General features: G+C 70.6%; 11 protein-coding genes. 9 read left to right on the top strand and 2 right to left on the bottom strand.

The window, feature by feature from the left end; translation table 11 throughout:
* Positions 1 to 16: 16 nt before the first annotated feature.
* The 5 genes from ACIRC0_RS15020 (at position 17) to ACIRC0_RS15000 (ending at position 4,462) form a co-directional block, all read left to right on the top strand.
* On the top strand, positions 17 to 475 hold the full coding sequence (locus tag ACIRC0_RS15020) for a peroxiredoxin (RefSeq protein WP_200417184.1): 459 nt from the start codon (positions 17 to 19) through the stop codon (positions 473 to 475).
* Positions 476 to 629: 154 nt separating this feature from the next.
* Complete coding sequence (locus tag ACIRC0_RS15015; protein WP_366024289.1) at positions 630 to 1,205, top strand: TerD family protein; 576 nt, start codon at positions 630 to 632, stop codon at positions 1,203 to 1,205.
* A gap of 515 nt (positions 1,206 to 1,720) precedes the next feature.
* Positions 1,721 to 2,296: a TerD family protein gene (locus ACIRC0_RS15010; RefSeq protein WP_403616020.1), complete on the top strand. Its 576-nt coding sequence runs from the start codon at positions 1,721 to 1,723 to the stop codon at positions 2,294 to 2,296.
* Positions 2,297 to 2,472: 176 nt separating this feature from the next.
* Positions 2,473 to 3,621, top strand: coding sequence for a DUF475 domain-containing protein (locus tag ACIRC0_RS15005; protein WP_403616017.1), 1,149 nt, complete (start codon positions 2,473 to 2,475; stop codon positions 3,619 to 3,621).
* Positions 3,622 to 3,730: 109 nt separating this feature from the next.
* Positions 3,731 to 4,462, top strand: coding sequence for a Tellurium resistance (locus ACIRC0_RS15000; protein WP_403616014.1), 732 nt, complete (start codon positions 3,731 to 3,733; stop codon positions 4,460 to 4,462).
* Positions 4,463 to 4,663: 201 nt separating this feature from the next.
* On the opposite strand, the gene ACIRC0_RS14995 is transcribed toward ACIRC0_RS15000, so the two are convergent.
* On the bottom strand, positions 4,664 to 5,548 hold the full coding sequence (locus tag ACIRC0_RS14995) for a TerD family protein (protein ID WP_403616011.1): 885 nt from the start codon (positions 5,546 to 5,548) through the stop codon (positions 4,664 to 4,666).
* A 189-nt stretch (positions 5,549 to 5,737) separates the two neighbouring features.
* On the opposite strand from ACIRC0_RS14995, the gene ACIRC0_RS14990 reads away from it, so the two are divergent.
* From ACIRC0_RS14990 to ACIRC0_RS14975, 4 genes are all read left to right on the top strand, one after another.
* Positions 5,738 to 6,943 (top strand): HpcH/HpaI aldolase/citrate lyase family protein, encoded by a 1,206-nt coding sequence (locus tag ACIRC0_RS14990; protein ID WP_403616008.1) that lies wholly within the window; start codon positions 5,738 to 5,740, stop codon positions 6,941 to 6,943.
* Positions 6,944 to 6,960: 17 nt separating this feature from the next.
* Positions 6,961 to 9,405: a phosphoribosyltransferase gene (locus ACIRC0_RS14985; protein WP_403616005.1), complete on the top strand. Its 2,445-nt coding sequence runs from the start codon at positions 6,961 to 6,963 to the stop codon at positions 9,403 to 9,405.
* Positions 9,402 to 10,214, top strand: coding sequence for an HAD family hydrolase (locus tag ACIRC0_RS14980; RefSeq protein ID WP_403616002.1), 813 nt, complete (start codon positions 9,402 to 9,404; stop codon positions 10,212 to 10,214). The genes ACIRC0_RS14985 and ACIRC0_RS14980 overlap by 4 nt, the downstream gene beginning before the upstream one ends.
* A gap of 185 nt (positions 10,215 to 10,399) precedes the next feature.
* The gene (locus tag ACIRC0_RS14975; protein ID WP_403615999.1) at positions 10,400 to 11,059 is read left to right on the top strand and encodes an O-methyltransferase; all 660 of its coding nucleotides are present in this window, start codon (positions 10,400 to 10,402) and stop codon (positions 11,057 to 11,059) included.
* Positions 11,060 to 11,116: 57 nt separating this feature from the next.
* On the opposite strand, the gene ACIRC0_RS14970 is transcribed toward ACIRC0_RS14975, so the two are convergent.
* Positions 11,117 to 11,341 (bottom strand): zinc ribbon domain-containing protein, encoded by a 225-nt coding sequence (locus ACIRC0_RS14970; protein WP_366024281.1) that lies wholly within the window; start codon positions 11,339 to 11,341, stop codon positions 11,117 to 11,119.
* Positions 11,342 to 11,683: the final 342 nt, after the last annotated feature.

Raw genomic sequence — 11,683 nt, 5'->3', positions numbered from 1 at the left:
AAAGGGAAGCAGGACCATGGCGATCCAGGTCGGCGACAAGGCCCCCGACTTCGAGCTCAAGGACAACCACGGCAGGGCCGTGAAGCTCTCCGACTTCCGCGGTCAGAAGAACGTGGTGCTCCTCTTCTACCCGTTCGCCTTCACCGGCGTGTGCACCGGCGAGCTGTGCGCGCTGCGCGACAACCTGCCGAAGTTCGTCAACGACGACACCCAGCTGCTCGCCGTCTCCAACGACTCCATCCACACCCTGCGCGTCTTCGCCGAGCAGGAGGGCCTGGAGTACCCGCTGCTGTCCGACTTCTGGCCGCACGGCAACATTTCGCGCGCCTACGGCGTCTTCGACGAGGACAAGGGTTGCGCGGTGCGCGGGACCTTCATCATCGACAAGGAGGGCGTGGTGCGGTGGACCGTCGTCAACGGCCTGCCGGACGCGCGTGACCTGAACGAGTACGTGAAGGCGCTCGACACCCTGTGATCGCGTGCCGAGGGTCCGCCCGAGGGGCGCGCCCCTTCGGCTTACTTCGGTTCCAAGGCCTGTGGGGTGTGGGAACCCGTCACTAGGATCGATTCGTTGATCCGGTACATCGCACGACGGGGCTCCCCGCCCCTGGACACCAATGGAGGGACTCGTGGGAGTCAGCCTCAGCAAGGGCGGCAACGTATCGCTGACCAAGGAGGCCCCCGGCCTGACCGCGGTCCTCGTGGGACTCGGCTGGGACGTCCGCACCACCACCGGCACCGACTTCGACCTGGACGCCAGCGCTCTGTTGCTGAACTCGTCGGGCAAGGTGGCCAGCGACCAGCACTTCGTGTTCTTCAACAACCTCAAGAGCCCCGACGGCTCCGTCGAGCACACGGGTGACAACCTCACGGGTGAGGGCGAGGGCGACGACGAGGTGATCAAGGTCAACCTCGCGGGGGTGCCGGCGGACGTCGACAAGATCGTCTTCCCGGTCTCGATCTACGACGCCGAGAACCGTCAGCAGTCCTTCGGCCAGGTGCGCAACGCGTTCATCCGCGTGGTGAACCAGGCCAACCAGCAGGAGATCGCGCGCTACGACCTGAGCGAGGACGCGTCCACGGAGACCGCCATGGTGTTCGGCGAGCTGTACCGCCATGGCGCCGAGTGGAAGTTCCGCGCCATCGGCCAGGGCTACGCCTCGGGCCTGCGGGGCATCGCCCAGGACTTCGGCGTCAACGTCTGACCCGGGCGCGCCGGCCCACGGACTCCTCCGCACCGTCCGGTGCGGGCGGTGCGGGGAGCCGTCTGCTCCGCGCGGGCCGTGTGCCCCTCGGGGCTCGCCGCCCTGCCTCCGGCCTGCGACGACTCCGCCCGCGCGGCACCAAGCCTCCGGCCGCCGAGGGTTTCCCCTTCGGCCACCGGGGGAGAAACCAGGACCACCGGGGGGAGCCCGCGATCGGCCGGGGGGAGGAACCCCCATCGCCGGGGGCAACTCCATCGCCGCGGCCAACCCACCAGTGGGGCCAACCCACCGGTGGGGCCAACCCATCAGTAGCGCGAAGCCCTAGCACGGGGGCGGAGTCCCAGTACCGGGCCCGAGCCCAAGCACGGGGGCCGAGCCCAAGTGCGGGGCCAGTCTCATCACCGGGGCACCGACCCCGGCCACCGGGGGAGGAACCCCCGCGACCGGGGGACCAACCCCCGGCCACCGGGGGTTCTCGCCCCCGGGGCAACCACGTACCGGGGAGGATCAGGATCATGGGCGTCACGCTCGCCAAGGGAGGCAACGTCTCCCTGTCCAAGGCCGCGCCGAACCTCACGCAGGTGATGATCGGGCTCGGCTGGGACGCGCGCTCCACCACCGGGGCCCCCTTCGACCTCGATGCCAGCGCACTGCTGTGCAGCGGCGGTCGGGTCCTCGGTGACGAGTGGTTCGTCTTCTACAACCAGCTCAAGAGCCCCGACGGCTCCGTCGAACACACCGGCGACAACCTCACCGGTGAGGGTGAGGGCGACGACGAGAGCATCCTGGTGGACCTCTCCAAGGTCCCGCCCCAGTGCGACAAGATCGTCTTCCCGGTCTCCATCCACCTCGCCGATGAGCGCGGCCAGACGTTCGGCCAGGTCAGCAACGCCTTCATCCGCGTCGTCAACCAGGCCGACGGCCAGGAGCTCGCCCGTTACGACCTGAGCGAGGACGCCTCCACCGAAACGGCCATGATCTTCGGCGAGCTCTACCGCCACGGCGGCGAATGGAAGTTCCGTGCCGTGGGTCAGGGGTACGCGTCCGGCCTGCGCGGCATCGCTCTGGACTTCGGAGTGAACGTTTCGTAAAGGGGCTCTCCGCTTTGTGCGCCTCCAGGCCTTCGCCCTCCCGGACCTGCGATGTCCCAGTCCGGCTGGACCACATGTCCCGGCCGGACCGGGACCCCTCTAGACTCGGTGGTCAATGTTGGGTAAAGCCGGGTACGGCGACGGGTAGCCCCGTACACATACGGATTGGGTAGCCAGTGCTTCTGAAAACCTTCGGCTGGTCGTTCGTGGTCACCGCGGTCGGCTTGGCCCTGGCGGTCCTCTATGGGGGGTGGACCGCCTTCGGCATCGTGGCGATCCTCTCCATCCTCGAGATCTCGCTGTCCTTCGACAACGCGGTGGTCAACGCCGGAATCCTGAAGAAGATGAATGCCTTCTGGCAGAAGATCTTCCTCACGGTCGGCGTGCTGATCGCGGTCTTCGGCATGCGACTGGTCTTCCCCGTCGTCATCGTCGCCGTCACCGCGAAGAAGAACCCCATGGACGCCGTCAACCTCGCGCTGACGGACAAGGACCAGTACCAGCAGCTCGTCACCGACGCCCACCCGGCGATCGCGGCGTTCGGCGGCATGTTCCTGCTGATGATCTTCCTCGACTTCATCTTCGAGGACCGGGACATCCAGTGGCTTCGCTGGATCGAGCGTCCGCTCGCCAAGCTCGGCAAGGTCGACATGCTGTCGGTCTGCATCTCGCTGATCGTCCTGCTGATCGCCTCCATGACCTTCGCGGCCCACGCCCACCAGCACGGCGGCGCGCACGTCGACAAGGCGCAGACGGTGCTCATCTCGGGTATCGCCGGTCTGATCACTTACATGATCGTCGGCGGTCTCTCCGGCTACTTCGAGGACAAGCTCGAGGAAGAGGAGGAGCGCGAGCACGAGGAGGAGGAAGAGGCCGCCCGCAGCGGCAAGCCGCGCTCGGCGGTGCTCCTGGCCGGCCAGGCCGCGTTCTTCATGTTCCTCTACCTGGAGGTCCTGGACGCGTCCTTCTCCTTCGACGGTGTGATCGGCGCGTTCGCCATCACCAACGACATCGTCCTGATGGCGCTCGGCCTCGGCATCGGCGCGATGTACGTGCGGTCGCTGACGGTCTACCTGGTCCGCCAGGGCACCCTCGACGACTACGTCTACCTGGAGCACGGCGCCCACTACGCGATCGGCGCGCTCGCCGTGATCCTCCTGGTCACCATCCAGTACGAGATCAACGAGGTGGTCACCGGCCTCGTCGGCGTCGTCCTGATCGCAGCGTCCTTCTGGTCCTCCGTGCGCCGCAACCGAGCGCTCGCCGCGGCCGAGGGAAAAGCGACGGCCTCGGACGAGAAGACTGAGGTCTCGTCCGGGGTGTGATGGGACGCGGGGTGAGGAACGCTCTGTGCGGGGCGGTCGCGAGGAGGCGTCCTCGACGGCCGCCCCGCGGCTGTGGAACCGGTGGGACGTGTAGGTGCAGGGGGCGGGCATGGGTTTCTGGGACGGCGTGTGGCGCGGGCGCGCGATGGACTTCGACTCGGGCAGCGCGGCGACCAACGCGATCGAACTGACCAAGCGGCACCACCGGGTTTCGCTCACCAAGCAGGGCGCGGCGAGCGGCAACCTGCGCATCAACCTGTCGTGGCGCATGCGGACGTCCGACATAGGCGGCCCCGAGCGCGGCAGCCTGCTCCGCAACCCGCTGCGGTTCTTCACCCCCGAGGTCGTGCAGGCGCACACCCAGAGCATGGTCAACGTCGACCTCGACCTGGGGTGCCTGTACGAGCTGAGCGACGGCACGAAGGGCGTGGTGCAGCCGCTGGGCAGCTTCTTCGGGGAGCTCAACGACCCGCCGTACATCAAGCTCAGCGGCGACGACCGGTTCGGCTCCGGCTCCGGTGAGACGATCTTCGTCAACCTCGACCACCGGGACGACTTCAAGCGGCTGCTGATCTTCGTCTACATCTACGACCAGACGCCGGCGTTCGACCGTACCCACGCCCACGTCACGCTCTACCCGAGCAGCGGCCCCCGCATCGAGATCGGCCTGGACGAACGCCACCCCCAGGCCCGCTCCTGCGCGGTCGTCCTCATCGAGAACGTCAAGGGCGAGCTCATCGTCCGTCGAGAGGTGAGGTTCGTCTACGGCTTCCAGGCGGAACTGGACCGCCTGTACGGCTGGGGCCTCCAGTGGGGCCGCGGCTACAAGACCAAGGCGTAGCCGCCGTACGCGGGCTGCGGGCAAGCGTCGGCCGTCGTGGCTGCGGGGGCGACCGTGCCTCCCCCGGAGCCTCAACGGCACGGCCTGGGGGGACCCCCAGGGCGGCACGGGTGGGCGCTGTGGGTACCCCCGCCGGGGGAGGCGCCTCGTACCGCCGAGCGGTGGAACCAACCCCCGGGCAACCGGAGCCACCGGGTGCGTCTACCCCTGGCGCCCGATGAACTGCGGCCCCTGCGGCGGCAGCTTGAAGTCGGGGTCCGGCACCGGCACAGCCGTCTGCGGATACCCGTACGCGGGCACCGGCGCAGTCTGCGGATACCCGTACGCCGGCTGCGGATACCCGTACGCGGGCTGCGCCGAAGCAGTCGCAGGCGCAGCCACGACCGCAGTCCCCGCCTCCGCCGGGTACCCGTACGCCGCAGGCGCCCCCACCGGCCGCTCCGGCGGCAACGGCACCGACGCCTCCGACACGGGGACCGGCGACTCCGGCGCGGGAACCGGGACGTCCGGCATGTCCGGCACGGCCGACGCCGCCGCCTCCTCCGACTCGTCCACCGAGATGCCGAAGTCGTTCGCGAGGCCCTTCAGCCCGTTGGTGTATCCCTCACCCAGCGCCCGGAACTTCCAGTTCTCCCCCCGCCGGTACAGCTCCCCGCAGATCAGCGCCGTCTCCGCGCCCGTCTCCGGCTTGACGTCGAAGTACGCCAGCGGCTCCCCCTCGGAGACCCCCGCGTCGTACAGCAGGATCCGTAGCCCCCGTACCCGGTCGAACGTGACGTCGTCCGCCGAGGCGACCAGCAGGATCCGCCCCACCCCGGGCTCCACGCCCGCCAGGTCCGTCTGGATGGTGTCGGTCAGCCCGTCCGTCTCCCGTTTCTTCCCGAGCAGACGTACCTTTCCGGACGGATGCCGGGGCTGGTTGTAGAAGACGAAGTCCTCGTCGGACCGCACACGACCGTCGGAACCCAGCAGCAGCGCCGAGGCGTCGACCTCGGGCACGCCCTGCCCCGGCGCCCAGCGCAGCACCGCCCGTACCGCCGTGGCCTCGAGCAGTACGTTCGACCCCTTCAGCATCGCGTGCGTCATGCCCGTCATCCTGCCCTCTCCGTCCTGATCACGACAACGCGGGGGCCATCCGTCCGCCTGCTCTCCGCACGGTCGTCGACACGGCCGAGTTACCTGAACTTCATGCCCGAGGGGAACTCATGACACGGAGTTGTACGTACTATTACCGGCCACGTCTTTCCGGGCAGTCCTGCATCACGGGGGAGTCATATGCGTCATTTCGGGCACATCGCCCCTGAGGAGCGGCAGCGCCTCTTCTACCGCGAGCCGGCCGTCTTCACCGCCGACTCGCCCGCCCCCGTTCTCGCGGCGGCCCTCGGCGCCACCCTCTACAGTCCGGCGACCCGCCCGCACCTGGCCGACGACGTGGTCAAGCAGGCGGCCCGCGGTGTCGTCTCCATGGTGCTGTGCCTGGAGGACTCCATCGACGACGCGGAGGTCGCGCCCGCGGAGGAGAACCTGGTCCGGCAGTTCACCGACCTGGCCTCGCTCCCCCAAGCTCTCGGCTCCGCTCGAGCAGGGGGGACCCCCACGGACGCCGAACTCCCGCTGCTCTTCGTCCGCGTCCGCGTCCCGGAGCAGATCCCGGACCTGGTCGCCCGGCTCGGCCCGGCCGTCCGGCTGCTGTCCGGCTTCGTGCTGCCCAAGTTCACCGAGGAACGCGGCGTCCCCTTCCTGGAGGCGCTCACCACGGCCGAGACGGCGAGCGGGCGCCGCCTGTTCGCCATGCCCGTCCTCGAGTCGCCCGACCTGCTCTACCTGGAGTCGCGCCGGGAGACCCTGGACGGGATCTTCCGCACGGTCGACAAGTGGCGCGACCGCGTCCTCGCGCTGCGCCTCGGCGTCACCGACTTCTGCTCCTCGTACGGTCTGCGCCGGGCCCCCGACATGACCGCCTACGACGTCCAGATCGTCGCCTCCGTGATCGCCGACGTCGTCAACGTCCTCGGCCGCGCCGACGGCACCGGGTTCACGGTGACCGGGCCCGTGTGGGAGTACTTCCGGGTCCAGGAGCGCATGTTCAAACCGCAGTTGCGCCGCAGCCCCTTCCTCGAGGGCCACGTCGAGGAACTGCGCGAGACGCTGATCGAGCACGACATGGACGGGCTGCTGCGCGAGATCGCCCTCGACCGCGCCAACGGCCTGCTCGGCAAGACCTGCATCCACCCCTCGCACGTGATGCCGGTGCACGCGCTGTCGGTCGTCAGCCACGAGGAGTACAGCGACGCCCAGGACATCCTGCGGCCCGAGCGACTCGGCGGCGGCGTCCTGCGCTCGGCCTACACCAACAAGATGAACGAGGTGAAGCCGCACCGCGCCTGGGCCGAGCGCACCCTGCGCCGCGCCGAGGTCTTCGGCGTCGCCAACGAGAACGTCGGCTTCGTCGAGCTGCTGGCCGCCGGGCTGCCGCAGTGACAGCCGTGAAGGAACCGATGAAGAACGTGGTCTGGTCCGGGACCTGGGTCGCCGAGCGGCTCGGGGTCGAACTCGTCGGCGACGAGCGGCTGACGGAACTGCTGGGGCTCGCGCTGCGCCGCAACCCCAAGCGGGCCCACCTGCTCGTCTCCAACGTGCTGGGCAAACACGTCCCGCAGTCCCCGTCCGTCGTCCACGGCCACGGGGTGGCGCTCGGCCGGCGGGTGCGGGACCTGCTGGGGGAGCAGGAGGCGGGCCGAGCGGTCGTCCTCGGGTACGCGGAGACGGCCACCGGACTCGGCCACTCCGTCGCGGACGGCCTCGGCCAGGTGCCCTACCTGCACTCCACCCGCCGCCCCGTCGACGGCGTCGCACGCGCCGGCGGTTTCGAGGAGTCCCACTCCCACGCCACCTCGCACCTGCTGCTCCCGGAAGACCCGGCGCTGCTGGCGGGCGACGGTCCGCTCGTCCTGGTCGACGACGAGTTCTCCACCGGCAACACGGTCATGAACACGATCCGCGACCTGCACGAGCGGTACCCGCGCGAGCGGTACGTCGTCGTCGCCCTGGTCGACCTGCGCTCGCCCGCCGATCTGGGCCGGCTCGAGGACTTCGCCCGGCAGATCGGCGCCCGCGTGGACCTGGTGGCCGCGGCCTCGGGCTCGGTGAAGCTGCCCGAGGGCGTCCTGGAGAAGGGGCAGGAACTGGTCGCCCGGCACGAGACGCCCGTGCGCCACGCAAAGGCCCACGGGACGATCACCCGCGTCGACCTCGGCTGGCCCCACGGGCTGCCCGACGGCGGACGGCACGGTTTCACCCCCGAGCACCGCTCCCGCCTCGAGCGCGCACTGCCCGCGATGGCGGCGCGGCTCGCCCGGGCACTGCCCGCGGGCGCCCGCCGCGTCCTCGTACTCGGCTTCGAGGAGCTGATGTACGCGCCGCTCAGGCTCGCCCGCGAGCTGGAGGAGACGGTGCCCGCCGAGGTCCGCTACTCCACCACCACCCGTTCGCCCGTCCTCGCGGTCGACGACCCCGGCTACGCGATACGCACCCGCATCGTGTTCCCCGCGCACGACGACCCGGCCGACGGCCCCGGCGAGCGCTACGCCTACAACGTCGCGGGCGCCGGCTTCGACGCCGTCGTCGCGGTCGTGGACTCCGTGGCCGACACCCCCCGACTGCACGCCCCCGGTGGGCTCCTGGACCGGCTCGCCGCGCACACCCCGCACGTCCTGCTCGCGGTCGTCCCCGCCTACGTCCCCGCGCCGCCCCCGCGCGTCGCCGCCTCGTCAGAAAGTTCCGCCATGCTGCCCGAGCCCCTCCGCGGCCCCGCCTTCTCCTCGTACGCGCCCGACGAGGTCGGCTGGCTGCTCCAGGACCTCTCGGACGTCACCCTGGAGGCGCCGACCGAGGAGCGCGAGGAGGCCATCCAGAGCGGCGGCGCGCACTACGCGGAGTCGCTGCCGGTGGAGTACCAGCCGAGCGAGCAGTACCAGGAGCTGTTCCACACGGCCCTCGATGCCTCGGCCACCCGTCTGGCCCAGGCCGTCGGAGTGGTCACCGAGACGATCCTCGCCGAGCGGTCGCCACGGCCCGTCCTGGTCTCCCTGGCCCGCGCCGGCACCCCCGTCGGGGTCCTCATGCGCCGCTGGGCGCAGCACCGGCACGGCCTCGACCTGCCGCACTACGCGGTGTCCATCGTGCGCGGCCGCGGCATCGACGCCAACGCGCTGCGCTACCTCGCCGACCGGTACGACCCCAGCGACGTCGTCTTCGTCGACGGCTGGACCGGCAAGGGCGCCATCGCCCGGGAACTCGCCGAGGCGATCAGGGAGTTCGAGGCGCCCGACGGCATCACCGGCTTCGACCCGGAGATCGCGGTGCTCGCCGACCCGGGCTCGTGCGTACGGACGTACGGCACCCGGGAGGACTTCCTCATCCCGTCCGCCTGTCTCAACTCCACGGTCTCCGGCCTGATCTCCCGCACGGTGCTGCGCGCCGACCTGGTCGGCCCGCACGACTACCACGGCGCGAAGTTCTACCGCGAGCTGGCGGGAGCCGATGTCTCGGTGGCCTTCCTCGACGCCGTCTCCGCCCGCTTCACCGAGGTCGAGGAGGCGGTCGATCTCCAGGCCAAGGAACTGCTGGCCGGTGACCGTACGCCCACCTGGGAGGGCTGGGCGGCCGTGGAGCGCATCAGCGAGGAGTACGGCATCCACGACGTGAACCTGGTCAAGCCGGGCGTCGGCGAGACCACGCGCGTGCTGCTGCGCCGGGTGCCGTGGAAGATCCTGGCCCGCGCCGGGGCCGGCGCCGACCTCGACCATGTGCGCCTGCTGGCCGCCCAGCGGGGCGTGCCGGTGGAGGAGGTCGACGGGCTGCCGTACACCTGCGTGGGGCTGATCCACCCCCGGTACACGCGGGGCGCGACGGGCGCCGACGGCAAGGCGGTGGCCGGATGAGCCCCGTACTGGTCGCCAGCGACCTCGACCGCACCCTGATCTACTCCTCCGCGGCGCTCGCACTGACCATGCCGGACGCGCGGGCGCCCCGGCTGCTGTGCGTGGAGGTCCACGAGAGCAGGCCGCTGTCGTACATGACCGAGACCGCGGCCGGGCTGCTCACCGACCTCGGCGACCGGGCGGTGTTCGTACCGACCACCACCCGCACCCGCAAGCAGTACCAGCGCATCAACCTGCCGGGCCCCACCCCCGCGTACGCGATCTGCGCGAACGGCGGCCATCTGCTCGTCGACGGCGTCACGGACCTCGACTGGCACGCCGCGGTGCTGGCCCGGCTGGCGGACGAGTGCGCGCCGCTGGCCGAGGTGCGCGAGCATCTGGCGGCCACCGCAGACCCCGTCTGGGTGCGCAAGCACCGGGTCGCGGAGGACCTGTTCGCCTACCTCGTCGTCGAGCGGGAGCTGCTGCCCGAGGAATGGGTGAAGGAACTGACCGTCTGGGCGGAGAACCGGGGCTGGACGGTGTCGCTGCAGGGCCGCAAGATCTACGCGGTTCCCAAGCCGCTCACCAAGAGCGCGGCCGTGCGCGAGGTCGCCCGCCGCACCGGCGCCACGCTGACGCTGGCCGCCGGGGACTCGCTGCTCGACGCCGACCTGCTGCTCGCCGTGGACCGCGGCTGGCGCCCGGGCCACGGCGAACTGGCCGACAGCGGCTGGACGGCCCCCGGGATCGGCGCGCTGCCGGAGCGGGGCGTGGTGGCCGGGGAGCGGATCCTGCGGGAGTTCCTGAAGGCGACCAAGGAGGCCTGACCGGTCCCGGCACGGGGACCTTCGAGGCTACGGTGGAGGGGAGCCGGGAGCCTCCGGGGGTTTGGCCGCCGAGTCCGCCGCGAGTGAGCCGTAGGGGCGCGCCCTCGACACCGCCACGCGCCGGTAGGCGCATATCGGTACTGCGGCGCCCCGGAGGCGAAGGAGCCGAAAAGGAGGAGGGCCGGGTGGCCAAGGGGAACGGGACGCCGCTGACGGACGAGCTGTACGGGTACATGCTCGGCCACAACCCGCCGCTGGACCCCGTGCAGCGGATGCTCGTCGAGGTCACCCACACGCAGCTGCCGCTGGTGGCCGGCAAGCAGGTCGCCGAGGAGCAGGGGCCGCTTCTGGCCTTCCTGGTGCGGCTGACCGGGGCGCGGCGGATCGTCGAGGTCGGGACCTTCACCGGGCTGTCGGCGCTGTCCATGGCGCAGGCGCTGCCGCCCGGCGGGACGCTGTTGACCTGCGACGTCTCCGAGGAGTGGACGCGGCACGCGCGGGAGGCGTGGGAGAAGGCGGGCGTGGCCGACCGGATCGAACTGCGGATCGCCCCCGCGCTGGAGACGCTGCGGGGGCTGCCGGCCGAGCCGCACATCGACATGGCGTTCATCGACGCGGACAAGGACAACTACGTCGCCTACTGGGACGAACTCGTGCCGCGCACGCGCCCCGGCGGGCTGCTGGTGGTCGACAACGTCTTCTACCACGGCGGCGTGACGGACCCGGACGCCACCGGGCTCGCCGCGGCGATCAGGGACTTCAACGCCCATGTGAAGGCGGACGACCGGGTGGACAGCGTGATGCTGTCGATCGCGGACGGCCTGACCCTGGCCCGCCGCCGCTGACGGCGCCTCGGCCTGCGGCAGCCGCCGCTGACGGCAGCAGCCATCGCTGACGGCGTTTCAGCCGCAGCAACCGCCGCCGCAGCAGCCGCCCCCCGAGCCACCACCCGCCCTCGGTGCGGGCGCCGGTGCGGACGCCGTGCCGCCGACCGCCACGGTGGACAGCAGCTTCACCGTGTCGTCGTGGCCCTGCGGGCAGTTCGCGGGGGCGGAGGACTCCGCCATCGGACGGCTCAGTTCGAACGTGTCGCCGCAGGTACGGCAGCGGTACTCATAGCGTGGCATGTGCACAGATTAACGGGCGCTCACCGGCGATCACAGGACTTCCGGCGCTCCGCACCGCTTTGTGAATGCCGCACGATCTCCTCAAGATCTCCTTAATATTCTCTCCGTGACCACCTACTGGCCGGTACCTGATCGAGGACATCACAAAGGTCGCTGCTAATTTAAGGAAGCCGCGATGAGCCGCAAGGTCGGGGAGGGGGGCTCGCTGCCGCATGTCCGGCCGCTGCATCTACCGCGCGTGCAATTCCGAGTGCGGAGGGAGACGCAGTCGTGACCGAGGCATGGCATCGAACAGGTGACAGGCCGTCCCAGAGCCGTCCGCACACCGGGGCGTGCCGTGGC

Origin of the sequence: Streptomyces sp. NPDC093984 (assembly GCF_044764595.1) — a bacterium.
Lineage (GTDB): Bacteria > Actinomycetota > Actinomycetes > Streptomycetales > Streptomycetaceae > Streptomyces > Streptomyces cynarae.
This window is presented reverse-complemented; position numbering and strand designations above follow the sequence as displayed.